Genomic DNA, 25,981 nt, shown 5'->3' with positions numbered 1-25,981 from the left:
TGGAAACCAGGTGTAGAATGAAAGGAACAGAGTGAATTTTTCGTATCTTTGGCGACTATAAAACCATATCGGATGAAAGATTTTGCTGCCATTGATTTTGAAACGGCCAACGAACAGCGTACCAGCGTTTGTAGTGTAGGAGTGGTTATCGTACGTGATGGAGAGATTGTGGACCATTATTATAACCTCATCCGTCCCGAACCGGAGTATTACACTTATTGGAATACCCGCGTGCATGGTCTGACGTTGGCAGATACCCGGGATGCTCCTATCTTTCCCGTTGTGTGGCAGGAAATAGCTCCTCGCATTGAAGGCTTGCCATTGGTAGCGCACAACAAGGCCTTTGATGAAAGCTGCCTGAAAGCTGTTTTCCGTACTTACTGCATGGATTATCCGGATTATGAGTTTCATTGTACTTTGCAGGCATCACGTCGCGTCCTGAAAGGATTGCCCAACTATCAGTTGCACACAGTGGCAGCTTGTTGTGGCTACCAACTGGAGCAACACCACCATGCATTGGCGGATGCGGAGGCTTGTGCATGGATAGCCAAACAAGTCATATAAAGGAGGAAGTTCATGTGGAATCCCGCTCCGTAGCTGTTTATAAAGCCAATCGTAATCCTATGCTTGCATCATGATACACTTGGCTATTGTTGTTTCTACATGAAACACGGCATCTTCGTGGTGATGATAAATAGCATCCGCCTCGTAGAGTCCGATTTGAGCCATATTCGTAGAAAGAGGAACACCATTCTTGAATGTTTCCGCTCATGTCATACAATCCCAATTCATTCGGTCTTTTTAAAGCCACGGGATGGGTGTGATGTTCGCTGTTCTCATCATACCATGCAACTTCATCAATAGAATTTGAACCGGCGTATTTATACCCTTTGCTTTGATTTCCTCCTCGTGCCGCATACTCCCATTCTTCTTCGGTTGGAAGACGGAACTTGCGTCCGGTAACATTGTTTAGTCTTTGAATAAAATCTATGCAGTCAATCCATGATATATTCTCGATAGGAAGATTCTCCTCTTTGGATTCCGATTGATAGTTTCCCATAATCGCATTCCATAATTTCCGGGTAACAGTGGTTTCTCCCAAGTAGAAGTTCTGTATATCCACTCTTTTGTTGCTTTTTTCGTCACTATAGGCTTCGTGCTCTTGTTCTGAAGTAGCTCCCATCATGAAAGTTCCTGCTTCAACGAAACACATTTTGAATAAAATTCCTTTTACGTCAATTGATAGATATTGGTGGTCTGTCCTTTTTTGTATAACCGTGTTTTCCTTAGAAGAAGATGTACCGTCTTGAGGATGTTCATGAGGCTCCATTGCTATCAGGGACAGAAATTCTGTAATAGATTGTGGCCTTTGTTTGCGTGCTGGAGCCATACACTTTTCTATTGCAGTTGCTATTCTGGGAGCTATATAATCTGGAATTGTTAATCCTTCGTCTACAATGTCAGAAGCTTCGGGCGGTGTTTCTCCTGTCAGTAACTTATACATGGTAGCGCCTAATGAATAAATGTCTGTGCTGGGCATGAACATGCTTGTACCACCTTGTCTATATTGTTCTATGGGGGCATAACCTTTACTGATTCCTGTAGGAGTGGTGCTCGTTTGACTTCCGTCTATATCATATCGTTTGGAAATTCCGAAATCTATTAATACAGCATCTTCCTCACCTCTGAGCAGAATGTTGGAAGGTTTGATGTCTAAGTGTAAAATCTTCTTTTGATGGATATACTGTAATGCTTTAGCTGTTTGGCAGATGTAGTTTAATGCTACCGCGGTGTCTAACTTCCCTTGCTTCTGTATTAACCTGTCCAAAGAGTCTCCGTCAATATATTCCATTACATAATATGCAGTTGCATTTTCCTCAAAAATGTCATGAATGCGGATGATATGCGGATTGTCCATCTGGGCAATGGTTTGAGCTTCTTTTATGAATTTTATTCGGAAACGGTCCACTATATCTCGACTACCTTGTGAGCCCAGAAGAACTTTGGAAGTAGTCTCTTCGCGTTCACAGTATTCTTTCATAAAGAACTCTTTAATGGCGACAGACCGGTTCAGTCCCGTCTGAAGCCCTAAGTAAGTAATGCCAAAACCACCTTGGCCAAGTACTTTTTCTATTTTATATTTGCCTCCTTGCAGAGATGTTTCCGATAGTAGCTGCATATTCTTGGATTATTTTTGTAATATAGTGTTTTCTATTTGGTGATTTGTTTTGGAATGCTCTTTCTCCCCCTTTATAGCTTTCAACAGAACGAAAGAAGCGGCGTAGATAACGATAAAAAGTAATATGGCGAATGCAAGAATCTTGACAATCGGCAGCCTGCGCTTTTGTCTCTTATCCTCTTTAGTTTCAGCGCTCTTTTTCCCCTCTCTTTCGATTGTCCTTGTTCCAGCAGTCATGACACGGTTGTCCGGAACGGATTCTATAGGACTTTCTTCTTTGCCTTTTTCTTCTTTTGTATAATTATCCGGAATTAAGTCTAAAATATGAATAAGAAATGCAGAATGATTATCCCGGTTGTTTTCACTGACCTTGGTCAGGATTTGTATTTTTTCATCATCTGTTGTGTCAGGGTCAGAGAGGATATTCAGCAAGTCACTATCGTCAGTTTCCTCTAACATGCCATCCGAGCACATGAAGAAATAGTCACCGGGGCGGATGTCTGTAATATGTTTTATGTCTGCTTTAGGACGTCTTTCCAGGTTGGGTTGCATGGCACGGGTAATGACATTCTTCTGCTTTGAGGTTTTCATCTCTTCAAGGGTGATTTCACCGATGTCATATAGGTCGTTTATCAACGAGTGATCTCTTGTGTGGAAAATGTATCTTTCAGAAGGTCGGATATGATAGATGCGGCTGTCACCGATATGGGCAAGCAGGCATCCGCCACTATGAAATTTCAGAAGAGTCATGGTGGTCCCCATCTTTTTGGCGGCACCATTATCCTTTTGGTCTAATGAATCATAGGCTGCATTGAGCGCCTCGTTAAATTGCTCGTCTGTGAAAGCCCCTTCCGGTGAAGTTTGTGACAAGATGTATTCACTCATCGTTTGGCATACTGTCTGGCTGGCAACCTCACCCGACTCATGACCACCCATTCCATCGCATACGATAAACAGGCGGTCTTCTGCCGTTACTTCACCTGATACGGGGAAGATGGAATCTTCCTGATTGCTCCGTTGTCCCAATTCGTAGATAGTTAAGGGGTTTAAAACATATTTCATATCCAATTTTGTTTTAGGTTTAAATGATTGTATCATCTTCAGAAAGAAGTATGAATTTCAATGTCGTATTCGACATTTTTATGATTTCACCTCCATGCAGTATGATACGGTCACCATTTTCAATTAATCCAGAATTGATATAAGTGGCATTTTTGTTTTGAGCATTCGAAAAATAGTGTATATAACCACCGGTTTTCAGTTTGCGTACCTCAATAATGGAATGTGAACGGCTCATTGTAAGGTCATCTGTATCAATCTGTACAGTGGCGTTTGATGTTTGTGCCTTTCGTCCGATTGTATTTATCCCTAGGGATAAAGTATACATATGACTTGTGCCAATTTTCTGAAGTTTGCCGATACTCTGATTTTTTGAATGGTCAATGTGGGTTTCATCTCCCATGGTGGTGTCATCATTTTCATTCGGTGGAGTATATTGTTGTTTGGGAACTTTGTAGTCAATGTACTTTGATGCCTTTTTGCATACTGGGCATGGAATACTCTTGGTTTCCAGGCCTGCTATCTTTTTTATAGTCAGAACGGCACCGCAGTTCGGACACTTGATTCTTAATAATTCTGATTCCATTTGTTCTATTCTATTATTGTTACCATATCATTACCGGCATAGAATCGCTGAACTTACCCCACATGACAGGGTGCTGCTTGTCCCTTGACAGCTTTTTTACCCCTTGGCTGACAAATTCGAAAAGCTCTTTAGCTGTGATGATCCGATCACGGTTTACGTCGGCTCCGCCTCGTAGTCCCCGTTGCAGGCATGTTGTGAAGAACCCGTTTTTCATGGAAGGAGACTCTATAGAGACTTCATTTTCACGGGAAGAAAGGAACAGCATTACTTTTAATGAAGAGGGGGATATATTCGATGAGTTTCTACGTGGTTCTCTCATCTTTCCAGAGAAACATGCATCTGCAAATATCATTTTGTTCTTGGCTGCACTTTTTGCCATTGTTTTCTTGATGTCTTGATAAGTAATCATTGCATCATAGCCCACAAATCCACCTTTATATCCATGACCACTAAAAAAAAGGACAATGATGTCTTTGGCTGAGGCTTTATTGAAAATTCGCGTCATACTGCTTAATACATTACTTCGGGTGGCTTGTGCATCGGTTAATAATATTGTTTCTGCTTTATGATTTTTCTGATATATCCATTGTATGGTCTCTGCATCTTTGGCAGGCAATGTTAAATCATTCTCTGTGCCGGGATAGTCTGCAATGCCTACGGAAACTAAATATATATTCTGTGCCAGGCTTTGCAGGCTAAACAAGCATATGCATATCAGTGAAAATAATATCCGCTTCATTCTCATCTTGTCCGTTGATTAGGCAAATCCGCTGGAGTCAGCATCATTAATATAATCAGGCATATCTGCCAGATAATCATCCGAGGGTATTGCATCCATCTGCTGCTGCAAATCGGCAACTTCCAGTCCTTGGTCTTGTATGTTGTAGACTTCATTTTCGCTGATTACTCCATCTCCATTTACATCGGCTCCCATCAGGTCGAAAGTGCCGTTATGATCCACATCTACCACATAAACTTCTTGTCCGTTTATTTCCAGTTGTCCGATGGTAACCATCGAGCCGTCATCCATGGTTTCATCACTGATTCCTACAATCTGAACTTCATCTTCAACGTGTGCATTTTCATGTTCCACATTGACTATTTCCGGTTCTTCCGTTGCATGATGTTCCGCTACATTATGGCTCTCTTCTGTAGCGTGTTCTGCTGTCTCGTGATTTCCCGAACCACTTGCTCCATAGGAAACGCGGCTTCCGAATTCTGCCCGCTGTTCTGGTGTCATGTCACTCCATTCATTGGCGTAATATGTACCGTATACGTCACCGTGCCATTCAAAGACTCCTCCCGGTCCTACCTCCTGGCGCGCTGCTGCAAAGGCTTCGCTGAAAGACATATCGTCACTGACTGTTGCAACCGGTAACCCTTCTACAGAGATGTGTGAGTCTGGAGAAACGGGAGTAGAGCCATGGCTTGTTGCTGACTGGCTGCCGTGGCTGGGAGCGTCACTGTCATTGGCGGCACTGGAAGAGCTGGTGAAAAAGGTACTGGCGCCACCTAATAAAATTCCAGATATGCCACCTATTGTTACATGTTTCCATGAACTGGCTTTTTTCGCAGGCTGTTCCTTTGAGGTGCTCTGATTGTTGTTCGGCAATGTTTCTTCGTTGTCGTTCTGTTGCTGGTTAAGAATGGTGTCTTCTGAGTTCATAAGGCTGATATTTTTTAGTATTAATAATGTCTTTTCATATAGAAAACAGTTGACTGTCTTCTACAATGGTATCATCACTGTATATAGCATTGTCCAGCAAAGGAATATCCATCGTTTCTCCTGCTACCCAGTCCATGACGTCTTGCATATCTGATTGAAAGATATCTCCTTCGTCTGGATATTCAATGTCTTCGATGACAATTTCATCATTCTCCGTACTGGCCATGTCTATCGCTTCACTTTCAGCCGGAGAAAGAGGGTCTATGGTGTAGGCTATGTCTGCAGTGACGGGATCTGATATTTCTATAGATACAGTTTCTGGTTGTATCATCTCATCAGTGCTGCTTTCCTCTGCAATTTCCAGTGTCTCGTTGTCTTCATTAGAGTCAGTTTCCCATGCTCTTGTTGAATAAGCTGCTGCTGCAAAAGCCGCTCCTCCTATTGCTGCTCCCGCGCTTGCAGCTACTCCAAGATTCTTAGCGTATTCTGACTCTGAGACTTTTAACTGCTTCTTTTCCATAACCAATGTTTTCTTTTATGTTTCAAAGATATTGATTTGAAATGATAACCTATATAAGGATTTGTGTATATTACATGAAATGCGGTGATTCTTGTATGAAATAACCGTATAGGTGGTCATTCTCAAGCTGATGAGGTCGTTTTATTCATCAAAGAATGTTTTTGCTGTAGAAGTGACGTGGTTCTTGACTTTGCTGATGGGTATCACAAAGGAGGGAGCGCCTGCTGCGTAACTGGCAATTTCATAGGGAGCATACGAGAAGAAAACACCATCTTTTGTAATCCATGGGTCTGTTTCGGGCAGAGGGAGGTTGTTGATATTGTATAATTCGTTGTTCAGTTGAATGTTGTTCATCAGCTCGTCATCGGTCACCACCCCGAAATATTTTTTCAAACCAGCTTTTATGTCGTTTTGTATCGCATAAGGGCGCATAATCATGTCTTTTGAGAATTTTTTTCCATCAATTTTCCCTTTGGCATTAATTTCTTGTGCCAACGATTTTCCAATGATATATTCCATGCTATAGTAGGAAGTGTCATTCTCCTGAAATACGTCAAGCACTCGTATAATATTCTTGTGATTGAGGTCTGAGCTAATCTTAGCCTCTTTTAGAAATTTCTTTTGAAACTTCTCTACAAATTTTTTCTTACTGGTTGTTGGCACTGTTACTGTGCCCGACACATTGTCACGCTCACAATATTCTTTAAAGAAAAACTCCTTTATAGCGACTTTTTTGTCGGTTAGCGTTTGGGTGGCCAAATAGGTGATGCCGAACCCTCCTTGTCCTAAGACTGTTTCTATTTTATATTTTCCTCCTTGCAGAAGAGTTCCGTTTTGTAATTGCATAATCTATAAGATTTATTGATGTGTTATATGGTTGATTGCGAGTAGTAGTATGATTGTTGCAGAAAATAAAATCGCATGAAGCTTCTTTCGAGGTGATAACCAAAATATGAGCAAGTCTGGTAAGATGACAAGGCTTGTTATGGTGATAATTCCTCCTACTCCTATGTTGGGTCCAATTATTAGCATTAGAGTCATGACTCCAGCAAAGATGGCCATAAAGCTTTCTTTTGCTATGCTTATGACCTTTGCTCCCTCTTCAGGGGGCGTTTTATTAGAAACTACTGTGAGAACAGTTTCGTTGAAAGAAGGAATTTGGGAAGTGATGGCCCTTTGAAGCCTTGAGAATATGCCATGCCAGTTTTTGGGCAATTCATTGGTGCGTAATTCATCTAAAGCCTTATACTCCACCTTTATATCTGCATAGGATTTTTTTGTAGAGAAGAGGGAGAATCGCATGCGGTAAAAAATATCTGGTGCATTATCCACTTCATAATTGAATGAGTCATAAGCTGTTTGTAAACTTAACTCTCGTAGGTTTGATAATAGTTTTTTGAATTTTTGAGAGGTATATGGATAAGTATAAGTCTGTATCTTGGTTTCTGGTATAGTGAATGCTTTTACGGTAAGTGCAATAGAGTTTGCGGTGATTATAATATCTGTAGAAAAATTTCTATCACTTCCCATGAATACCTTTTCTAATGATAGGGTTATTTTGTTTGTTTCCGGCAAAACTATCAATGAATTATCTTCAATAAGAATGGTGTCTTCTGCATGACCTCCTTCAATTTCCTGGATAAAAGTTTCTACAGTTTGTGTTCTTGCATTCTTTTCTGGTTTCATTGCATGCTGTATGGCAGTAATGGTCTTGTTACTGATGTTTCTTTCTTGCAATTCGGCTTCCGGAAAGCCATAGTTCATAATATTAGAAGCATTGGGAGGCGTTTTTCCGGTCAATGTTTTAAATAATGTAGCTCCTAAGGCATAAATATCGATTGTTATAGGAAAACCTTCTCCATCGCGATAACAGCTTTGTTCAATTGGGGCATAGCCTGGGGTGCCATATCCGATGGCAGTACTTGTTTCAGGTTCTCCTTGTGAATTGTATTGTTTGGAAAGACCGAAATCGATTAATACTATAGAACCATCTTTACGCCGCATTATATTCTTCGGTTTTAGATCAAGATGCAACATCCTATTGTTATGCATGAATTGCAGTGCTTCCCCTATTTGACGGATGCATGTCAAAGCTTCTGATTCGGAGAGACCGTTTTCTGCTTTTATATAAGAATCAAAACTCCCGCCTTCTAAATATTCCATTACGTAATAGCAAGTATTGTTTGCTTCAAAAGCTTCCAGGATGTCTACAATATGTGGATGTTTGAGTTTTGAAAGATTCTTGGCTTCCCGAAGGAATTTTGTTTTATATTCTTTAAAAGCCTTTTCATTGGAACAAGTTACAGTAGTGCCCTCCCTACCATTGAAATTCTTCTGAAAAAATTCTTTTATGGCTACTTGTGTATGGGTATTTAGGTAACCTAACTCTCCTTGAAGTTGTATTGAAGCAAGATAGGCTATACCGGAAGACCCCTGGCCTAAAATACCTTCAATCTTGTAATTGTAAGAATTACCAGATAGAATAGTACCTTTTCTTAATGATTGTTGAGTTCCTTGCATATTAACTTTGAATTTTGTTTTAAATGTTGGTCACTTTGAAACGGGACGGACAGAACATCCAAGATAGCGAAGGGTGAAGCTTAGCTGATATTGGGTGTTGCTGAAAGAAAGGTAGTTTGAATATCCCGTGGAGTATAAAGTCCCTGACCAATAATAGCCAAAGTTTTTTTGACTGCCAATGTTAGTGCCATAGCGTTGACCTACTGCTGGTAAGAAAATGTAATTTCCACTGGGGCCTGTTATCATATACCCATTGCTCCCTTTATATGAAGTCCATTTCCATGAACATTTCTCGCATAATTCCAACACTTCATTTTTTGTGGGTAAACGCCAGTTTTCTCCCCATTTAATGTGAGCTATATCATAATTGGTGCCGCATATATTGGAGGGTGGATTGTTGTTGGGATAATCAGTATTATTTGTAGATGTATTGTTTCCTGTTGGGTCTGCCCAGCCATATAAGCCTCCATAATCTTCCGGAGAACTTGCACCTACATTCCAACTTGCCCATTTTACACTTAATCCTAAATCAATTGGTTGAGCCGGAAGATTAGGGATTGGATTTTCTATTGCAACTGCTGTATCAGAGTTCTGAGCAGGCACATTGTAGCTTGTTTTGTTTATTACAAAAATAGAGGTTACCAACAATATTAATATTGCAATCAACCATATTTCCCGGTTTGAAAGATGATTGGCTCGTTTGGGAGGAATGTTGGGTGAACCCGGTTCTTCTTCTGCCTTTGGGGAGATAGAGGGAATTATAGTTGTTTCAGATTCTTCTTCATTATACTGCATTGATGGCTTATTGTTATTAGTCAATAACGATAAAAATTCATCAATGCTTTGTGGACGGTCTCTACGGCGCGGTTGCATGGCTTTCTCAATTGTATAGGCCGTTGATTGGGATATACTCGGTGGAAGTGGAGGAAGCCCGTCGTCATTCACATCACTGGCATCAGGTGGAGTCTCATTTGTCAAGAGCTTGTATAAAGTTGCTCCCAAAGAATAGATATCTGTTGCAGGAGAAAAGGTGCTGACGCCTCCTTGCTTATATTGTTCCATTGGAGCATACCCGGCACTGATGCCTATAGGGGTTGTACTGGTTTGATGCCCTTCACCGTCATAGCGTTTGGATAGTCCAAAGTCTATAAGGGTGGCGTTGTTATTATTGTCTAACAATACATTCCCTGGCTTTATGTCAAGGTGGTTCATTTGGTGCTGATGAATAAACTTTAAGGCATCAGCCAGCTGGTAGATATAATGGAGGGCCTTAGACTCTCTGACTGCTCCATTCCTTTTTAGATATTCTGCAAGAGAGCCATTTCCCGTGTATTCCATTACATAGTAGGCTGTCTCATTTTCTTCGAACACATCAATGATACGAATGATGTGAGGATGATTCAGCCCGGCTATCATCCGGGCTTCCTTTACGAACTTCTGGCGGAAACGTGCTACTAATTCTTGACTGCCTTGTGAACCGACTGATACATGAGAAGTTGCAACGTCACGGTTGCAATGTTCCTTCATGAAGAATTCTTTAATAGCTACCTTGCGTTCTAAGGCCACTTGTGTGGCAAGATAGGTGATGCCAAAGCCGCCTTGTCCCAAGACTGTTTCTATTTTATATTTTCCTCCTTGGAGGAGAGTGCCGGATTGTAATTGCATAGCTTTTTATTTTGGTGGAAATTGAAATGGTAATCTATATACAGATGGCGATTCTTGTATGAAATAATCGTATAGAAGGAAGTACCTGCTATCTCTACGCGAACTCTATTACTCATTCTCAAGTTTGCGTAGATTTTTTTGGGCAGTTTCACTTCCTTGTTCTGCTGCTTTCCTATACCATTTTATTGCTTCTGCCTTGTTCTTAGGAATACCGGGCTTTCCATATTCGTATATTAGCCCTAAATCAAAAGATGCACTAGCATTGCCTTGTTCTACTGCCATTTTATACCACTTTACTGCTTCCAAGGCATTTTCTTTCTCGTATATATCTCCTAGTCGTTTTAAGGCTTCAGCATCCCCTCTCTCTGCAGCCATTTTATACCATTTTATAGCTTCTGGGTCTTTTTTTCTGGCTCCATTGGAATATATCTCTCCTAATTTTTTTTGGGCTTTAATATCTCCTTGTTCTGCAGCTTTCTTATACCACTTTATAGCTTCGTCTATATCTTCTGGAATGCCTACCTTGTAGAAAAACATATTGCCTAGTCTATACTGTGCATCCACATTTCCTTGTTCTGCCGCTTTCTTATACCATTTTGCAGCTTCTACCCTATTTTGAGAAATACCTTGCCCATAATCGTACATATATCCCAATTTATATTGGGCACTTGCAATGCCTTGTTCTGCTGCTTTTTGATACCATTTTATTGCTTCCGAATAATTTCGCGTAACATTAAGTCCCGTATAATACAAGTTCCCCAGTTCATTTTGGGCTTTTGCATTTTCTTGATTTGCTGCTTTTTGATACCATTTTTCAGCTTCAGTAGCATTCTTTGCGACATCCCGACCAAGAAAGTACATTCTTCCTAACTCATATTGGGCCTCTGTATTCCCTTGCTCTGCTGCTTTGGCTGTTTCCTTAAAGCCGTTCTTTTTCTTTGGAGGCATATTGGCACTCATGGCACTCAGGTTTGCTGTTTCGGTGTTTTGTTGCGCAGGGCGTTCTACATTCCCGGTCGCTGCATTTTCTTTTACATGAGAATTCGGGTTTATATTTTCAGCAGATGTGCTTGCATGTACTGTTACTGATGATGCGTTATTCGGTTCAGAATTTGTTACAGTGTCTGTTGCGGACAGCCATTCTGTTTCTGTATCTGTATCGGAGTTGGAACCTGTTCTGGAAGTAATATAGGCTATAATTCCTCCAATAGACAGAACAGCTATTAGGACAAGAATAATATATTTTAGATTTTTGGGGTGGGGCTGGGAAGATATGTCGTCACTTGAAGGCATAGTCTGTTCTTCATTGGCGGATGTTTGGATAACCGTAGCTTCCTCCAGCGTTATTCCTATATCTTCTTTGGGAGTTGTTTCCGTATCCTTATTTTCCAATATACTTAAAAATGCGGCTACACTTTGCGGTCTGTCTTTTTTCATAGCCGACATGACTTTTGCGATACTGGCTATTAACGAATCGCTTACTTGATGTTTTTGTAGCTCATATGCAGGAAAACCGTCATTCAATATTTCTGAAGCCTCTGGTGGACGGATTCCCGTCAACATCTTATACATAGTTGCACCAAGCGCATACACGTCCATCGTTGCCGGGAAGTCTTTACCTTCATGATAATTACTCTGTTCTATCGGTGCATATCCGGGGGTACCACTTCCCACTGTAGTGCTTGTTTCCGGTTTCCCATTTTCGTCATATTGCTTGGACAAGCCAAAATCGATAAGTACGGCTTCCTGATTCTTACGGAGCATAATATTTCCAGGTTTCAAGTCCAGATGAAGCATCTTATGAGCGTGCATGTAAGATAGAGCGTCTCCTATCTGTTTGGCATACATAATGCTTTCTGCTTCCGTCAAGCCTTTTTGTTGTGTGATGTATGTATCCAGATTTCCTCCATCTACATATTCCATGGCGTAGTAGACTGTGTTGTTGGCCTCGAAGTATTCCAGCACTTTAACGATATGGGGATGGTTCAGCTTACTCAGGTTTTCGGCTTCGCGCGAAAACTTCTTTTTGTAGTCATAATAGACCCCTCCTCTGCTTCCACAAGTAACAGTATTTTCTTCTCGTCCATTGATGTCTTTCATGAAGAACTCCTTGATGGCAACTTGTATGGTTGTTTCGAGTTCACCCAATGCTCCGGAAACTTTGACTTGGGTCATAGCCAAGTAGGTGATGCCGAAAGAGCCTTGACCCAATATCTTTTCTATGGTATAGGTATGTGATTTACCATATAAAATGGTATTTTGTTTAAGTGCATAATTATTTATATTACTCATATTATTAAGTAGTTGATTGTTTGTTATTATTTATGTTACAATTGTAACAAATCTCTGAATTAAATCTATCTGCTGGAGAAGATGCAAATTTGGGAACTCGTTCTTCAAGGCTCTTTCTTTTTTTCTTTCTTTGTTGCTCTTCTTTCTTTTGTTTTTCTTCTTTGGGGATAACAGGGCGAATGGGGAGTGCAACATTATTGGGCATAACCCTAACTGAATCTTTCAATAGGAAAGCGCGTCCTCTTTTGAATTTGACAAATCCCCCTCCTATTAAAGCTACGGAACCAGTCCAATAATATGCTATGGAACCGCGATTTTCTATATTTTGTCCGTTTTTGATACCGACAGCAGGCAGAAATATATTGTTGCCGTTGGGTCCGGTAATTTTGTATCCCCCTATTTTTTGGTAAGTGGTCCATGTTATCTTGCACTTATCTCTAAGTTCCATGAATTCTTTTGCTGTTGGCATACGCCAATATTTCCCTAATTGAGTTCGGGCAATATCATACTCCGAGCCACAAATATCATCAAAATCATAAATGTTAATAGAGGTAGGTCCACTGCTGGCTGTTCCCGTGGAATCTCCCCAGTAGTATAAATTCCCATATTCTTCAGGAGTTGAGGCACCGAGATTCCACCCGGCCCATCTTACACTTAAACCTAAATCTACAATTTGATCTGTTGAGATTTCATTGTGTTGAACATTGGTTCTTGTTTGCCCAATTTCTGTATTAGAGTTCTCATACCGAATAGATGAATCATGCAGAGCCGAATTATTCATAGATATAGGCGATGTAAGTATAGCACTGTCGGATACAGTACTGTCAAGCCCAATAGCTAAAGAGTTGTCTTGTGCGATATTACTCGTCTTGTTGGTTCTGCTGAGCCAAATAGTACATAATATAAGGATTAGAGCTATAACTCCCCAAAGCCATTCTTTTTTGAATAAGAAAATTCGTTGAGGCTTTGGAATGGAAGAAGGATGCTCTTTTGCTACAAATTCATTTTTAGGGGTATCTAATATTGTAGTTTCATTTTCCAAACCAGGTTTTATCCCTTCATTCAATAATGTGAGAAATTCATTAATGTTTTGCGGTCTATCTTTGCATCGAGGTTGCATTGCACCTTGTATGGCCTTTCTTATCAATGGACTTATCTTTGTTGGCAATGCTGGCAGTCCCTCGTCATTCACATCACTGGCCTCTGGCGGTTGTTGGCTTGTCAACAAATAAAACAATGTTGCTCCGAGAGAGTAAATGTCTGTACCTGGTGAGAATGTTTTTACTCCACCTTGCTTATATTGTTCCAAAGGTGCATATCCTTTGCTGATACCGATTGGCGTACTACTTGTTTGGTTACCGGTGTCATCATAACGTTTGGATATACCGAAGTCTATTAGTACAGCTTCTCCATTGTTCCGAAGCAGAATGTTGGATGGCTTTACGTCCAGGTGCATGGTTTTACGGTGATGAAGATATTCCAACGCATCAGCTATCTGGAGGACATAACTTAATGCTTCAGAATCGGACATTGCTCCATTGGTTTCAATCCGTTCTTTTAAAGAACCGCCATCTATATACTCCATTACGTAATAAGCTGTGTCATTTTCTTCAAATACATCATAGATGGATATAATGTGTGTATGCGCCAATCCTGCAATGATTTGGGCTTCTTTGATAAACTTTTGGCGGAATCGTTCTACTAACTCCCGGCTACTTTGGGTACCCATAATGATATGTGAAGTCTTCTCATTGCGTTCGCAGTAGTCTTTCATGAAGAATTCTTTGATGGCTACTTGACGGTTCAATCCGGTCTGAAGGGCTTGGTAAGTAATTCCAAAGCCACCTTGTCCCAATATGGACTCTATCTTGTATTTTCCTCCTTGAAGGAAAGAACCTGATTGTAATTGCATAGTTTTTTATTTTGGCGGAATTTAAAATTAAAATAATGCAAACTATAACAGTTTATTCTGATACGGGGCGAACGGAATTTCCCTCCTTACAATAGTCGCTGTACAACGGACTCCAGCCGTTAATACTGAAGACGAGGCTGGAGGCGCTACTAGAAGTGCTATTAGCTGTCTTTCGTGTTCCTGACCAATAGCGGCCATTTCTTCCTCGACCATATACCGTTCCACCGTAAGCGTAGCAGTATCCTGATGCAGGGAGGAAGATTCGATTTCCATTCGGTCCTGTTACCATATAGCCTGCAACTTTTTTGTATTCAGTCCATTTCCATATACATTTATCAGATAATTCTTTTAATTCTTGCTGTGTAGGTAGCCTCCATTTCTCTCCCCATTTAGCACGAGCAATGTCATATTGAGTGCCGCTAATGTTGAAAGGGGGAGTGCCACTGAGAGAATCGTTACTATTTGTTGCTTTTTTTCTCCGGTCGGGTCCGCCCATCCATATAGTCCTCCGTATTCTTCGGGAGAAGATGCTCCGACATTATAGGCTGCCCATTTCACACTCAAGCCAAGATCTACCGGATTGTTTTCAGTTGGAATTACTTCCGTAGCAAAGGCTTCTTCTTTAAGAGGAGTGGTATCACTTGGTTTTTGAGTAAACCAGACAACTGTTGCTAACAGAAGTGCGACGACAACCCCTATAAATATGGGTAACTTGTTACTGCTGGAGGGCTGTTTTTGGGGAGGCAACTTTTCTTTCTTGGCAATGATGGTAATATCCTCTCTTTCCGGTTTATTCAACAATTCTAAAAAATCTTTTATGCTTTGTGGACGTTGTCTTTTGGGTTGCATGGCAGCACGAATCGCTCGTTCGGTAGTTGCCGATATGTTTGCGGGTAAGGCTGGTAGTCCGTCATCGAACACAATGTTGGCAGCCGGCGGTGTCGTTCCGGTCAGCAATTTATAGAGTGTAGCACCTAATGAATAAATATCTGTAGTTGGTGTGAATATTTGCACTCCTCCAGCTACATATTGTTCCATTGGTGCATATCCGGTACTGATACTTACCGGAGTAGTACTGGTCTGTTGCCCGCTTTCATCGTATCGCTTGGATAGTCCGAAGTCTATCAACACTACTTCTCCCTCTTCTCTCCGCAAAATGTTTCCAGGTTTCACATCCAGATGGCTCATCTGCCGTTGGTGGATATAGTTCAATGCTCCTGCTATTTGATGGATGTAATGCAGCGCTTCCGTTTCTTGTAGTGCACCGTATCGCGTCACATATTCTTGCAGAGAACCTCCTTCTATATATTCCATCACATAGTAAGCTGTGTCGTTTTCTTCGAACACATCATGTATACGGATAATATTAGGATGGTTAAGTCCGGCAATGGATTGTGCTTCTTTTATGAATTTTTGCTGAAAACGAGCTACGAGTTCACGGCTTCCTTCCGTCCCGATGGTAATGTGTGACGTATCGGCGTTGCGGTTGCAATACTCTTTCATAAAAAACTCTTTGATGGCTATCCTACGGTTTAGTCTTGTTTGCCATCCTAAATAGGTGATGCCAAAGCCGCCTTGCCCAAGTATTCCCTCTATTCTGTATTTACCCTCTTGTAGAAGGGTGCCCTCTATCAACTGCATATCAATCAATTCCCTTTCTTTTCCCAGTTATTCAGTACTTTTTTCAAGTTCTCTTTCTTTATTTCTGCCATTTCTAATTGTATCGTTACGAGTTGGGAACGTAAATCCAGGCAGATAGAGTCTTGCCGGTCATTTAATCTCTCCATTGTCTCAGTGGAGACATCATTGTAGGTGGCATTCCGCTTTTTGTCTTGTTCCTGTATCTTCTTCTGAAGAGACTTTTCCTGAGCACTCAAAACTTTTAGCCTGACGGCCTGAATTGTGTCGTTATTACTGCGTACATTTTGGGGGTGGAATGTGGATGCGTGCAGATTACTCATGATACAACACATCAGTAATAGGCACGAGGCGATTATAATATTTTGCGGCTTCATTGTTTCTGTATATTTAGGGTTTATCATATTTTGAAAAATCTTTTACTCCGGATAACATGCTTTTCCCCAGCATATTAGTGGGTTCCACTATTGAGGGTATCAGGGCATATTCGGGTGGGAATCCTTCGGGAGTGTTGGCCGAAACTTCAGCATATTCTCCTTCTGTGGAGCAAAGTGCCTCTTTATAGGAACTTAGTGCTGTTTGGGGGATGAGCAGTTTGATTTTCAGCTTGCCGGCAATTTTTATCAGGAATACTTTTTGTCCGTTGAGCTCTGCGGTGGATATCGGTTCTGTTCTGCGCATGATGATTTGCTCCAGGTGTTCCATCTGGGAGAACTCCCGGTACGAGAGTATCTGTAATGAAGCAGGCAAATCGATTTGGGTTATATTGGGACAATCGATTAAAGCCTTCCAGCGTATAGCGGTGGTGCCGTCGGGAATACGTATCTTTCCTGAGCGTCCGCGGGGGCAACCTAACAGAATTGTTTTGTCTTTGTTATAGAGCATTCCGTCTATGGAAGTAAAGTTTGGATTATTGGCATCCACTTCTATGCTTTGCAACTGTTTCAATGATTTCAAATTCTGCAGGCTGATGAGCTTTGCCGGGATGACGATGGAGGTCAAACGGTCACTCCAGCGGAACATTTTGAGGTTCACTTGTGTCCAGTCGCTGCCCAACGTTACCTGCCCGATTGCTGTACACCGGAAGAATACTCCTTCACCAAAGCGGACGCTGTTGCCGGGAAATACGATTTTCTCTAATCCGCTGCAACCTTCAAAGGCAAAATCGCCTATGGACGAAAGCCCGGAAGGCAGTACAATGCCTTTTAGGGAAGCTGCATTACTGAATGCCTTCTTGCCAATGCCGACAACACGGTATATCGTGTTGTTGTGCTTTACCCTTGCCGGAACGGATATCTCACCGGTATACAGAGAGGGTTGGGGGGCAGAGATGTTCCCTTGGTAGGTAACTTCCACATGTTGTTTCTTTGCATCTACAATGTTGAAGAAGAATTTCTCTCCACTTTTTCCGGTGACGGTGAAATCGTGTGCGTAGAGCAGGGAGGTGCTTCCCAATAATAGGATGAATGTGATTATATTTGTTCGTTTCATAGCTTTAGTAAATATAGTGTGATGAATAGAATTAGGCCATGTAGCCGGTTACGTCGGCATCATTTATATAGTCGGGTATTGGGTCATTGTCTGCCAGCAATGTAGCATCCTCGTTTACGCCGGTTGCTTGTGTGGTTGCCATAGACAATCCTTCCATGCGAATGCCTGCCTCTTCTATATTGATGACCTCATTGTCTGTAATTATTCCATTATTGTCCATATCTGCCACCATGGCATCTGCTATTCCATCCCGGTCGATGTCAACGACAAGAGTTTCTTGTCCGTTGACAATAACACCGGCTATATCCATTTGCGAGCCGTCTTCGCACGTAACCGTTTCATAGGAGACCACACTGATGGTATCTTCGTTATGCGGTTCATCGTTGCTGTTTCCGGGCATGATAGGTGTGGCAGGGGTATCAGGCTTCTGAGGGGCAATTGGCTCATTGGTTAAAGGTACTTCCGAAGTTACTGTAGGGGTATCAGTGTGGGGAGGCTGTACCGGTCCTTCGGTGACTGGCTCTGTTGCAAAAGCTGTCTGGGCCATTGAACCGGCCGCTACGCCTATTGCAGCTCCGATGGATGAACTGGCGCCATTTTGCCAATTGTAACTTTTCTGTTCCACATTTTTCTGTGTGGAATTTGTGCTTTCCTGGTTTGTTTTTTTAGTCTTCATAGTTGCTCATTTTTAATGGTTTATAACTTATTCTGCAACAAAAATATAAAGAGAGGCATGCAATGGCAAATTTCAAAAAGTATACTACATAAACCCTGCGGTTTAAGGTATCAATCCCTCATTTTTCAAGGGATTCTTACTTCTCGGTAAATTTGGATTTACAATAGGGGCAGCTCGTCATCTTTTTCAGGTCGTCATACTGTTGATATCCCATGAAATGATGGCATTCCGGGTTGGGGCATACATAGTCCTTATGAAATTTCTTATCAAGGTCGTCCAGAAACCTGGGAAGTGTGGAAGATGACCGGTAGGTTATCACAAAGAAATAGATGGCCAATAAAAGTCCTGCAGAATATAGAATGACACGCAAAACCGGCAGGTCGGCAATGCCCGGAATAAATCCGCAGAAAATGGCAGACATGGAAAATACGCCTGTTACAGAACGGATTGCTGCAGACTTCTTTTCTTTTATCTGTATCTGGAGTTTGGTGTCGTGAAATTCGTCCCATACTTCTTGTAGGTGATGGATAGAGAACGATTTGGGTATTGATGCTCCCAGCCCTTTTATAATGGCCGCTATATCCATGAAGTAACGGTCTGACCCCAGCTCTATGCGGTCTTTTCCGGAAATGTGCTTGGACTCGATTTGCACACCATTGACGTAAGTGACGTTTTCGGGTTTCAGATTGGTAATGATATAGCCTCCTTTGTCATCGGTCACCACTTTACAGTGCTGGCGGCTGACGGATTTGGGTACGCTGTTGGCATTCCCCCAAAAACGGTCTTGGTTGTTTATGCTGATACGCAGGCGGGATGCACCGGCTTCTCTTCCTATGATAAGTTCCATGGCATTATTGTTTTTATTATGCGAATTTTATATTGAGAAATATTTCTTTCAGTTTTTTCAGGGCTTCTTTGGACATCTCCAGTTGAAATGCAAATGATGAATAGTCACTTAAAACGAGTCGCTGTTTGATGACATTTATCTGGTAAACATAGTTCAGATTAATGATGAACCGTTTGCCGATACGGGCAAAGCAGCGTGCTTTTTCTTTCAGTCGCTCTTCAAGGACTTTTTCGGTCTGGGCTAAATTCAAGCAAATAATACCGCGTAGCTTGTTCGTAAGTATTATATTGGTGTAATTTCCATCAGACTCAAAATATACAATCTTGGAAATGTCCAATCTAAGAAGCTCATCGCGTGAATTGAAAAACAAGAAGTTGGTTGTCGTATCCATTGTAACTTATTTATTATTTGTTTTTAATGTATCCTCTTCTGTATAGCTGTTTGATATTAATCCGATTAGAGGAATTTTTACTCGCTTTTTGTACTTTACATCTTCGATAATGATGTCACATAAAAAGTAACTTATATCGATGGTGATTTCTATTGTTTCAGGAGAATATCCTAAATAATCCTTTAGCGGAATGATAAAACGTCTACTGTCTATTTCCATAAAGTAGGAGTCACCGTCTCCGGGAAATGTGGCGCTGCGCCTTAAAGGGAAGCTGCAGAAATTGCATAAAAAAGAGCATTCTCTGACATGATTCTCTAGTGTATACCCCGCCAATACTTTAAAAGGCAGACAATCAAGGAAGGCAAATGAACTTATCTGGCCAATAACAGATGAATACCATATAGATAGGGCTTTAGGCAAGAATTTCCAGTATAGTTCTAAATCGGTCATAGGTATGGCGGGAGATGTTACATCATATTCTTGTAAGATGTGCTCTTCAGCAGTTCCCACTCCGGAGTATTCGGCCTCATAAAGGCCTTCTCCGTATTCGGCAATGCAGTATTCCTCTTTGGAGCAGATGCAGATAGGCATGTCATTTGAATGGATGATGCAAGGTACCGCTGAGGCGATATGGATTTCTTCAGTAACCCGTATCTTTGATGTTTTATCGTTGTCAAAGTACTTGTTGATAAATCTTAATACATCAAAATAATGGCACAGACTTTTCCTATATGTTATGACCTTGAAACGGCTGTCTTGTATAGACTGGCGATTTTTCTTGATGAATGCATCCAGTGAGGTGTTGAAATGTACAATTACCGGATTTATAGGCTTTTCTATTATCTCTTCTACCTGTGTTTTTCCTTCCAGGGGCAGTTCATAAATATTGTCATTCAGAAAATAAACCAGTTTGTCGTCTTGGACGTAATAAAAGGCAATGCCTTGATATGTGGCATGCTGCTTATTGTAGGAAGTGTGTTTGGTACTTTCATCAGTATGGGAGTTCGTAGTGCTATGGGTTAAAGCCACGAACTCATTTACTGTTTGAGGGCGCTTTATCCTCATGGGGGCCATTGCTTTTTTTATGGCCGATATTGTTTGCGCGCTTATGTGCTTTTGCCGCAGCTCTTCTTCTGCAAATCCTTCATTTAGTATTTCAGAGGCTTTGGGCGGGGTCTTTCCTGTCAGCATTTTAAAGAGAGTGGCCCCTAAAGCGTAGATATCCAATGTGGGTGCGAGTATTTTCCCATATTCTTGCGAACCTTGCTCTAAGGGGGCATAACCGGGAGTACCAAGGCCAATAGTAGTGCTTGATTCCGGTTCTCCGTTTTTGTCGATTTGTTTGGATAGCCCAAAATCTATCAGAAACAAAGTGTTATCTGTACGTCGCATGATATTTTTAGGCTTTAAGTCAAGGTGCAGCATCTTTTGGGAATGCATATATTGCAATGCTTTTCCTATCTCCTCTACATATTGTAGCGCTTCTTTTTCCGGCAGCCCTCCTTTCTCCAATATATATGCATCCAGACTGCTCCCTTCGATATACTCCATTACATAGTAGTAGGTGTTGTTCTCTTCAAAAGACTCTAAAACCTTAACGATGTTTTGATGGTTGAGGCGAGCTAGGTTTAAGGCCTCTTTTTGAAATTTCTTTCCATATTTGTATGCAATGCTATTGGGAGATGGCTCATAAATATCTCCTGATGAACTTCTGGCACTTACATCTTGTAGAAAAAATTCTTTGATGGCTACGGATACATTGCTATTCAAGATGCCTAATTCGCCTTTCAGGCAAATTGAAGCCAAATAGGTTATACCGAATGCTCCATGACCTAATACACCTTTAATTTGGTAGTTGTAGGAATGGCCATGGAGTATAGTTCCACAAGATAAAGTGTGAATGCTGCTTTGCATGAATCTATATGTCTGTCTAATTGTTGCTGATACTTGCCTCTTATTTCACTGTGAAAACATATGATTGGGCAGAGTCTTAGCCGTTCAAAGTTATAGAACTTGTTAATGAATTCAAAAGCAAGAAATGTGGGAACTGTACTATTATGCATATTTTCCGGTTATGTGGCTGTAATATGATGTTAAGTGTGACAAACTTTTCTGCTCTACTCTTCTCTGTGCAAGGAGGACCTGCTTCTTGTATAAGAGAAGCCTGCTTTTTTGTAAGAGGACACGGTTATGTAAGCAAAATCTGCTTACATACTTGCATGGTGGTTGCTTACATAACTTAATGCTCTGTGCAGTAGGTTGCTATATGTGTCTATGCAAGCATGCAAGTAGAATGTGCGATAAAGTTATAGTATAGAACTTGAATAGATTCTTGTTTGTGGATTTATCTTTTGCAAAGTCTTGGAATATACTGCCGGAGCACTGATGATAATGGAAAAGAAACTTTTTAAATTGCCGATTTGTTCTTAACTTTGTCAAGCAAAAAGCAATTAAAAAGAGAAAAGATGAATGTAAGAGGAATATCTATATGCTTGCTATGTGCCGGAGCGCTGTTTGTGGCTTGTGGTAGCAAGAGGGGAAAGACTGTGGAAGTTGCTGAACAAGCCGATACGGTACATGTCGTTGGTGGTGATAAGGATAAGCATGGTTGCATTGCATCTGCCGGATATACCTGGAGTGAGGCTCAGAAAGACTGTATCCGTCTGTGGGAAAAAGGAGTCCGTATGAACGCTGTGGATGATGCGGAGAAGGTGTTGTTTCTGGTGTTCAGTCCCGATTCTACTCAAGTGGAACTGTTCTTTTCGGAAGAGGAAATGCCGAACGAGATTCTGGAGCGCCGTGGTCTTCCTTCGGGGGGATATGCTTGGAATGTGGAAGATGATGATACAAAGAATGTGCGTTTGGAAGATGGAAGATGGACGGTCAGCCAGCGCGGTCGGCTTATTTACCGGCAGGCAGAAGAGGCTGCGGGGAACTAATATGTAGAGAAATGGAGGATTTGAAGATATTGACAGAGTCTGTCTGCTGCATAGCCCGTGAAGCCGGATATTTCTTGAAAGAAGAGCGGAAAAACTTCAGCCGGGAAGCGGTACAGAAGAAACAAGCCCATGATTATGTCTCTTATGTAGACAAGGAGTCGGAGAGACGGGTGGTGGCTGCGCTTCGGGAGCTTCTTCCCGAGGCTGGATTTATAGCTGAGGAAGGTTCTGCTGTCTATCACGATGAACCCTACTGTTGGGTAGTGGACCCGTTGGATGGGACAACGAATTATATTCATGATAATGCCCCCTATTGTGTCAGCATCGCTTTGCGCGACAAAGATTCTCTGCTGCTGGGAGTTGTTTATGACCCTTGCCGGGATGAATGTTTTTATGCCTGGCAGGGAGGTGGCGCTTATGTGAATGGAGAACGGATGGAGGTCTCGTCTGTCCAGCAGGTGGAGGATGCCTTTGTAGTGACGGAACTTCCTTATAATTCCGACCGGTATGCACGTACCGGTGAGCATTTGATTCATGAACTTTACGGGCGTGTGGCAGGCATCCGCATGACCGGTTCCGCTGCGCTTGCCATCTGCTATGTGGCTGCCGGACGTTTTGATGCCTGGCTTGAGGCGTTTATCGGCAAATGGGACTTTTCTGCGGCTGCGCTGATGGTGCTGGAGGCTGGTGGAAGAGTCACTGACTTTTGCGGTAGTGACGCCTTTTTGGACGGACATCATATCATTGCCACTAACGGACCGCTGCATCCGTTGTTCTTGAAGCTGGCAGGTGAGGTCTCGCCATTATAGCAAACAAGGCGATGGAGTGTATTGCTCTGTTGCCGTTTTTTTAATACTATACGATGAAAAACATAGTTAAAACCTGGTTCTTTTCTTTTGTCCATCTCTTCTTTCCGCGTCAGTGTGCCGTGTGTGGTGCTATCTTGCAAGAGGGTGAAGAGGGCATCTGCATGAAGTGCAATATGGATATGCCCCGGACAAACTATCATCTTCGTAAGGACAATCCGGTGGAACGTATGTTTTGGGGGAAGATACCTCTGGAATATGCCACATCTTGTTTCTTTTACCATAAAGGGAGTGATTTCCGCCGCATTCTCCATCAGTTGAAATATGGAGGGAGGAAAGACCTTGGCGAAGTGATGGGGCGGTTTATGGCGGCGGAGTTGTCGACTGCCGGTTTCTTCGGTGATGTGGATGTCATTGTCCCCGTTCCTCTGCATCCGCGTAAGCAGAAAATGCGCGGGTACAATCAGAGCGAATGTATAGCTCGCGGCATTTCCGCTGTCACCGGTATTCCCGTAGATACTGCTTCCGTTGCCCGTATGAAGCATACGGAAACGCAGACCCGTAAATCCTCTTATGAACGGTGGGAGAATGTGGACGGTATCTTCTGTCTGCGTCGTGCTGATGCTTTTGCAGGGAAGCATGTACTGATTATAGATGACGTATTGACTACCGGTGCCACCACTACGGCTTGTGCCGATGCGCTCAAGGAAGTGGAGGGCGTGCGCATCAGTGTATTGACACTGGCGGTGGCGGCCTCATAAGTCAGAAACGATAACGGCCGCCTGCTACGATTGTTCCGGTATATCCTACTCCGAATTCTGTGAAGAAGGCAAACCGGCTTCCGTATTCGATGCCTAGGAAACTGAATTGATAAGAGAATTTTGTCTTGTGAAAGACTTCTCCTCCAAAACTGTTCCGGAGGAAATAGGCACCGAGCCCTGCTGAGGTATACAGAGAGAATTTGGGGCGGGTAAACCAGTGCCACCGGAAGGTGGGAAGAACATACAGATACCTTCGGTTGTCTTTGGTGTTTTCATCCAAAACTTCATAAAGGCTACTGGCCGTTCCTCTATTACCGGTTATTCCTCCGGTTACGCCCAGGCTGATTTTGCGGTTGAATCTATAAATATAACTGATGTTCAGAGCGCCGTAATAGCTGGTCTTCTCGCGTGTATAGATTCCAAAACTTGCTGTCGGAGCAATAAACTCTTCGGCTATACTATTAGCATCGGTAATGGGGAGGAAGCCGTAACTGACGGATATTTCATGGTGGCGGAATTTTTCCCGCGCAGAAACAAGAGAGGTTTGTGCTTTACCTGCGGTACATAGGTTGAATCCTATGACTAAAAAGAATAAAAGAGTTTTCATTGTAGTTTGGTGCTTGGATTAAGATATGTCTTTCTAATAAATAAAGACAGGTGCTTTTATGAAATTCCTTACTTTACATTTGGCAAATGTATGTTAAATCTTTGAAAATGAAATAGAAGTGTTTGTCTTTTGTGTGGGATAATGTGGGAAAACAAAAAAGGTTCGCCTGATTGACGAACCTTTTCGCTCTTCCTCTTGGACTTGAACCAAGGACCCTCTGATTAACAGTCAGATGCTCTAACCGACTGAGCTAAGGAAGAATATGCATTCAAGTTTTTTCGCTCTTCCTCTTGGACTTGAACCAAGGACCCTCTGATTAACAGTCAGATGCTCTAACCGACTGAGCTAAGGAAGAATGTTGTTTTTTCTCAAATGCGCTGCAAAAGTAATAGGATATTTTGAAATATGCAATATCTTTGCAAAAAAAATATCGAAGATGGATAAAATAATTGGGTTGGGCAATGCTTTGGTTGATGCACTGGCAATCATTGAGGATGATAATATTTTGACGGAGATGCAGCTCCCGAAAGGAAGTATGACTCTGATTGATGAAGATAAGTTCTTGAAAATTAGTGAATATTTCAGCCGGATAAAGACACATCTGGCTAACGGAGGTTCTGCCGGAAATGCGATTCGGGCAATGGCATGCCTTGGTGCAGGTACGGGATTTATCGGAAAAGTAAACAATGATTTTTACGGTAACTTTTTTCGGGATAGTCTGCTGGAACATGGGACAGAGGCGGATTTATTGCTTTCCACTACCCTTCCGTCCGGTGTAGCCTCTACGTTCATTTCTCCTGATGGAGAGCGTACTTTCGGCACTTATTTGGGGGCGGCTTCTACATTGAAGGCGGAAGATCTTTCGCTGGATATGTTCAAAGGATATGCTTATTTGTTTATAGAGGGGTATCTGGTGCAAGACCATGATATGATTCTCCGTGCCATTGAGCTGGCTAAAGAGGCCGGTTTACAAGTATGTTTGGACATGGCGAGCTACAATATAGTAGAAGGAGACCTTGAATTTTTCTCTCTGTTGGTCAACAAATATGTGGATATTGTTTTTGCCAATGAAGAAGAGGCAAAGGCCTTTACAGGTAAGGAACCGGAGGAAGCATTGGACATCATTGCCAAAATGTGTAGCATAGCCATTGTAAAGGTGGGTGCCCGTGGTTCTCTGATTCGTAAAGGTACAGAGATGGTGCAGGTACAAGCGGCTCCGGTAGAGAAAGTGGTGGACACTACAGGAGCGGGCGACTATTTTGCAGCAGGTTTCTTGTATGGACTGACGTGTGGCTATTCGCTGGAGAAATGTGGCAAGATAGGCTCCCTTCTCTCTAAAGATGTGATACAAGTGGTGGGTACGGAGCTTCAGGCAGCACAATGGGAAAAAATCAAGGAAGAAATTTTATTAATTAATTAGCATATT

General features: G+C 42.0%; 25 protein-coding genes and 2 tRNA genes. 5 read left to right on the top strand and 22 right to left on the bottom strand.

What is annotated here, in order from left to right:
* The first annotated feature begins 72 nt into the window (after nt 1-72).
* Nucleotides 73-564: a 3'-5' exonuclease gene (locus EYA81_RS07760; protein WP_131225589.1), complete on the top strand. Its 492-nt coding sequence runs from the start codon at nt 73-75 to the stop codon at nt 562-564.
* A gap of 37 nt (nt 565-601) precedes the next feature.
* Here the strand turns inward: EYA81_RS07760 and EYA81_RS19185 are convergent, their stop codons facing one another.
* From EYA81_RS19185 to EYA81_RS07670, 19 genes are all read right to left on the bottom strand, one after another.
* The gene (locus EYA81_RS19185; RefSeq protein ID WP_165491366.1) at nt 602-2,179 is read right to left on the bottom strand and encodes a bifunctional serine/threonine-protein kinase/formylglycine-generating enzyme family protein; all 1,578 of its coding nucleotides are present in this window, start codon (nt 2,177-2,179) and stop codon (nt 602-604) included.
* A gap of 9 nt (nt 2,180-2,188) precedes the next feature.
* Nucleotides 2,189-3,241: a PP2C family serine/threonine-protein phosphatase gene (locus tag EYA81_RS07750; protein ID WP_165491365.1), complete on the bottom strand. Its 1,053-nt coding sequence runs from the start codon at nt 3,239-3,241 to the stop codon at nt 2,189-2,191.
* Nucleotides 3,242-3,260: 19 nt separating this feature from the next.
* Nucleotides 3,261-3,824, bottom strand: coding sequence for an FHA domain-containing protein (locus EYA81_RS07745; protein WP_117600149.1), 564 nt, complete (start codon nt 3,822-3,824; stop codon nt 3,261-3,263).
* A gap of 19 nt (nt 3,825-3,843) precedes the next feature.
* Nucleotides 3,844-4,563 (bottom strand): caspase family protein, encoded by a 720-nt coding sequence (locus tag EYA81_RS07740; RefSeq protein ID WP_227187315.1) that lies wholly within the window; start codon nt 4,561-4,563, stop codon nt 3,844-3,846.
* 18 nt (nt 4,564-4,581) lie between these two features.
* Nucleotides 4,582-5,490, bottom strand: a complete 909-nt coding sequence (locus tag EYA81_RS07735) for a hypothetical protein (RefSeq protein ID WP_119961490.1) — start codon at nt 5,488-5,490, stop codon at nt 4,582-4,584.
* Between the two features lie 34 nt (nt 5,491-5,524).
* A complete protein-coding gene (locus tag EYA81_RS07730; RefSeq protein WP_119961491.1) occupies nt 5,525-6,010 on the bottom strand; it encodes a hypothetical protein in 486 nt (161 codons plus the stop codon).
* Between the two features lie 141 nt (nt 6,011-6,151).
* Nucleotides 6,152-6,856: a DUF3298 domain-containing protein gene (locus tag EYA81_RS19180; protein WP_165491364.1), complete on the bottom strand. Its 705-nt coding sequence runs from the start codon at nt 6,854-6,856 to the stop codon at nt 6,152-6,154.
* A gap of 12 nt (nt 6,857-6,868) precedes the next feature.
* Complete coding sequence (locus EYA81_RS07720) at nt 6,869-8,530, bottom strand: serine/threonine-protein kinase (protein WP_131225587.1); 1,662 nt, start codon at nt 8,528-8,530, stop codon at nt 6,869-6,871.
* 30 nt (nt 8,531-8,560) lie between these two features.
* Entirely contained in the window at nt 8,561-10,195 is a 1,635-nt protein-coding gene (locus EYA81_RS07715) for a serine/threonine-protein kinase (protein ID WP_131225586.1), read from the bottom strand.
* A gap of 108 nt (nt 10,196-10,303) precedes the next feature.
* Nucleotides 10,304-12,487 carry a serine/threonine-protein kinase gene (locus tag EYA81_RS07710; protein ID WP_131225585.1) on the bottom strand — a complete coding sequence of 728 codons (2,184 nt, stop codon included), beginning with the start codon at nt 12,485-12,487 and terminating at the stop codon, nt 10,304-10,306.
* Between the two features lie 4 nt (nt 12,488-12,491).
* A complete protein-coding gene (locus EYA81_RS07705) occupies nt 12,492-14,399 on the bottom strand; it encodes a serine/threonine-protein kinase (RefSeq protein ID WP_119961365.1) in 1,908 nt (635 codons plus the stop codon).
* Nucleotides 14,400-14,451: 52 nt separating this feature from the next.
* Nucleotides 14,452-14,688, bottom strand: a complete 237-nt coding sequence (locus tag EYA81_RS19540) for a hypothetical protein (RefSeq protein ID WP_227187317.1) — start codon at nt 14,686-14,688, stop codon at nt 14,452-14,454.
* A gap of 59 nt (nt 14,689-14,747) precedes the next feature.
* Entirely contained in the window at nt 14,748-16,040 is a 1,293-nt protein-coding gene (locus EYA81_RS07700) for a serine/threonine-protein kinase (protein ID WP_227187319.1), read from the bottom strand.
* A 5-nt stretch (nt 16,041-16,045) separates the two neighbouring features.
* Nucleotides 16,046-16,414: a hypothetical protein gene (locus EYA81_RS07695; protein WP_131225584.1), complete on the bottom strand. Its 369-nt coding sequence runs from the start codon at nt 16,412-16,414 to the stop codon at nt 16,046-16,048.
* Between the two features lie 13 nt (nt 16,415-16,427).
* Nucleotides 16,428-17,528: a leucine-rich repeat domain-containing protein gene (locus EYA81_RS07690; RefSeq protein WP_131225583.1), complete on the bottom strand. Its 1,101-nt coding sequence runs from the start codon at nt 17,526-17,528 to the stop codon at nt 16,428-16,430.
* 31 nt (nt 17,529-17,559) lie between these two features.
* On the bottom strand, nt 17,560-18,204 hold the full coding sequence (locus EYA81_RS07685; RefSeq protein ID WP_117958803.1) for a hypothetical protein: 645 nt from the start codon (nt 18,202-18,204) through the stop codon (nt 17,560-17,562).
* Between the two features lie 136 nt (nt 18,205-18,340).
* Entirely contained in the window at nt 18,341-19,051 is a 711-nt protein-coding gene (locus tag EYA81_RS07680; protein WP_131225582.1) for an FHA domain-containing protein, read from the bottom strand.
* 16 nt (nt 19,052-19,067) lie between these two features.
* Entirely contained in the window at nt 19,068-19,442 is a 375-nt protein-coding gene (locus tag EYA81_RS07675; protein ID WP_131225581.1) for a LytTR family DNA-binding domain-containing protein, read from the bottom strand.
* A gap of 6 nt (nt 19,443-19,448) precedes the next feature.
* Nucleotides 19,449-21,356, bottom strand: a complete 1,908-nt coding sequence (locus tag EYA81_RS07670) for a serine/threonine-protein kinase (protein WP_131225580.1) — start codon at nt 21,354-21,356, stop codon at nt 19,449-19,451.
* A gap of 551 nt (nt 21,357-21,907) precedes the next feature.
* Here EYA81_RS07670 and EYA81_RS07665 point away from each other — a divergent pair.
* The 3 genes from EYA81_RS07665 to EYA81_RS07655 are packed head-to-tail and all read left to right on the top strand — an operon-like array spanning nt 21,908 to nt 23,948.
* The gene (locus EYA81_RS07665) at nt 21,908-22,381 is read left to right on the top strand and encodes a hypothetical protein (protein WP_117600168.1); all 474 of its coding nucleotides are present in this window, start codon (nt 21,908-21,910) and stop codon (nt 22,379-22,381) included.
* An 11-nt stretch (nt 22,382-22,392) separates the two neighbouring features.
* Complete coding sequence (locus EYA81_RS07660; protein ID WP_131225579.1) at nt 22,393-23,190, top strand: inositol monophosphatase family protein; 798 nt, start codon at nt 22,393-22,395, stop codon at nt 23,188-23,190.
* A gap of 53 nt (nt 23,191-23,243) precedes the next feature.
* Nucleotides 23,244-23,948 (top strand): ComF family protein, encoded by a 705-nt coding sequence (locus tag EYA81_RS07655; RefSeq protein WP_119961373.1) that lies wholly within the window; start codon nt 23,244-23,246, stop codon nt 23,946-23,948.
* Between the two features lies 1 nt (nt 23,949).
* On the opposite strand, the gene EYA81_RS07650 is transcribed toward EYA81_RS07655, so the two are convergent.
* The 3 genes from EYA81_RS07650 to EYA81_RS07640 all read right to left on the bottom strand — a co-directional run bounded on the left by EYA81_RS07650 (nt 23,950) and on the right by EYA81_RS07640 (nt 24,910).
* A complete protein-coding gene (locus EYA81_RS07650; RefSeq protein ID WP_119961374.1) occupies nt 23,950-24,555 on the bottom strand; it encodes an outer membrane beta-barrel protein in 606 nt (201 codons plus the stop codon).
* A gap of 186 nt (nt 24,556-24,741) precedes the next feature.
* Nucleotides 24,742-24,815: transfer RNA gene (locus EYA81_RS07645), tRNA-Asn, on the bottom strand.
* A gap of 21 nt (nt 24,816-24,836) precedes the next feature.
* Nucleotides 24,837-24,910: transfer RNA gene (locus EYA81_RS07640), tRNA-Asn, on the bottom strand.
* An 81-nt stretch (nt 24,911-24,991) separates the two neighbouring features.
* Between EYA81_RS07640 and EYA81_RS07635 the strand changes: the two genes are divergently transcribed.
* Nucleotides 24,992-25,975 carry an adenosine kinase gene (locus EYA81_RS07635; RefSeq protein ID WP_119961375.1) on the top strand — a complete coding sequence of 328 codons (984 nt, stop codon included), beginning with the start codon at nt 24,992-24,994 and terminating at the stop codon, nt 25,973-25,975.
* Nucleotides 25,976-25,981: the final 6 nt, after the last annotated feature.

Source organism: Bacteroides sp. A1C1 (genome assembly GCF_004328515.1).
Taxonomy (GTDB): Bacteria; Bacteroidota; Bacteroidia; order Bacteroidales; family Bacteroidaceae; genus Bacteroides; species Bacteroides uniformis.
The sequence above is the reverse complement of the archived record's forward strand: the minus strand, read 5'-3'. Positions and strand labels throughout refer to the sequence as shown.

What these genes read in the sequence shown, in the direction of transcription:
- EYA81_RS07760 (WP_131225589.1), top strand. Translation starts at nt 73, where the DNA reads ATGAAAGATTTTGCTGCCATTGATTTTGAAACGGCCAACGAACAGCGT.
- EYA81_RS19185 (WP_165491366.1), bottom strand. Translation starts at nt 2,179, where the DNA reads ATGCAGCTACTATCGGAAACATCTCTGCAAGGAGGCAAATATAAAATA.
- EYA81_RS07750 (WP_165491365.1), bottom strand. Translation starts at nt 3,241, where the DNA reads ATGAAATATGTTTTAAACCCCTTAACTATCTACGAATTGGGACAACGG.
- EYA81_RS07745 (WP_117600149.1), bottom strand. Translation starts at nt 3,824, where the DNA reads ATGGAATCAGAATTATTAAGAATCAAGTGTCCGAACTGCGGTGCCGTT.
- EYA81_RS07740 (WP_227187315.1), bottom strand. Translation starts at nt 4,563, where the DNA reads ATGAAGCGGATATTATTTTCACTGATATGCATATGCTTGTTTAGCCTG.
- EYA81_RS07735 (WP_119961490.1), bottom strand. Translation starts at nt 5,490, where the DNA reads ATGAACTCAGAAGACACCATTCTTAACCAGCAACAGAACGACAACGAA.
- EYA81_RS07730 (WP_119961491.1), bottom strand. Translation starts at nt 6,010, where the DNA reads ATGGAAAAGAAGCAGTTAAAAGTCTCAGAGTCAGAATACGCTAAGAAT.
- EYA81_RS19180 (WP_165491364.1), bottom strand. Translation starts at nt 6,856, where the DNA reads ATGCAATTACAAAACGGAACTCTTCTGCAAGGAGGAAAATATAAAATA.
- EYA81_RS07720 (WP_131225587.1), bottom strand. Translation starts at nt 8,530, where the DNA reads ATGCAAGGAACTCAACAATCATTAAGAAAAGGTACTATTCTATCTGGT.
- EYA81_RS07715 (WP_131225586.1), bottom strand. Translation starts at nt 10,195, where the DNA reads ATGCAATTACAATCCGGCACTCTCCTCCAAGGAGGAAAATATAAAATA.
- EYA81_RS07710 (WP_131225585.1), bottom strand. Translation starts at nt 12,487, where the DNA reads ATGAGTAATATAAATAATTATGCACTTAAACAAAATACCATTTTATAT.
- EYA81_RS07705 (WP_119961365.1), bottom strand. Translation starts at nt 14,399, where the DNA reads ATGCAATTACAATCAGGTTCTTTCCTTCAAGGAGGAAAATACAAGATA.
- EYA81_RS19540 (WP_227187317.1), bottom strand. Translation starts at nt 14,688, where the DNA reads ATGGTAACAGGACCGAATGGAAATCGAATCTTCCTCCCTGCATCAGGA.
- EYA81_RS07700 (WP_227187319.1), bottom strand. Translation starts at nt 16,040, where the DNA reads ATGCAGTTGATAGAGGGCACCCTTCTACAAGAGGGTAAATACAGAATA.
- EYA81_RS07695 (WP_131225584.1), bottom strand. Translation starts at nt 16,414, where the DNA reads ATGAAGCCGCAAAATATTATAATCGCCTCGTGCCTATTACTGATGTGT.
- EYA81_RS07690 (WP_131225583.1), bottom strand. Translation starts at nt 17,528, where the DNA reads ATGAAACGAACAAATATAATCACATTCATCCTATTATTGGGAAGCACC.
- EYA81_RS07685 (WP_117958803.1), bottom strand. Translation starts at nt 18,204, where the DNA reads ATGAAGACTAAAAAAACAAACCAGGAAAGCACAAATTCCACACAGAAA.
- EYA81_RS07680 (WP_131225582.1), bottom strand. Translation starts at nt 19,051, where the DNA reads ATGGAACTTATCATAGGAAGAGAAGCCGGTGCATCCCGCCTGCGTATC.
- EYA81_RS07675 (WP_131225581.1), bottom strand. Translation starts at nt 19,442, where the DNA reads ATGGATACGACAACCAACTTCTTGTTTTTCAATTCACGCGATGAGCTT.
- EYA81_RS07670 (WP_131225580.1), bottom strand. Translation starts at nt 21,356, where the DNA reads ATGCAAAGCAGCATTCACACTTTATCTTGTGGAACTATACTCCATGGC.
- EYA81_RS07665 (WP_117600168.1), top strand. Translation starts at nt 21,908, where the DNA reads ATGAATGTAAGAGGAATATCTATATGCTTGCTATGTGCCGGAGCGCTG.
- EYA81_RS07660 (WP_131225579.1), top strand. Translation starts at nt 22,393, where the DNA reads ATGGAGGATTTGAAGATATTGACAGAGTCTGTCTGCTGCATAGCCCGT.
- EYA81_RS07655 (WP_119961373.1), top strand. Translation starts at nt 23,244, where the DNA reads ATGAAAAACATAGTTAAAACCTGGTTCTTTTCTTTTGTCCATCTCTTC.
- EYA81_RS07650 (WP_119961374.1), bottom strand. Translation starts at nt 24,555, where the DNA reads ATGAAAACTCTTTTATTCTTTTTAGTCATAGGATTCAACCTATGTACC.
- EYA81_RS07635 (WP_119961375.1), top strand. Translation starts at nt 24,992, where the DNA reads ATGGATAAAATAATTGGGTTGGGCAATGCTTTGGTTGATGCACTGGCA.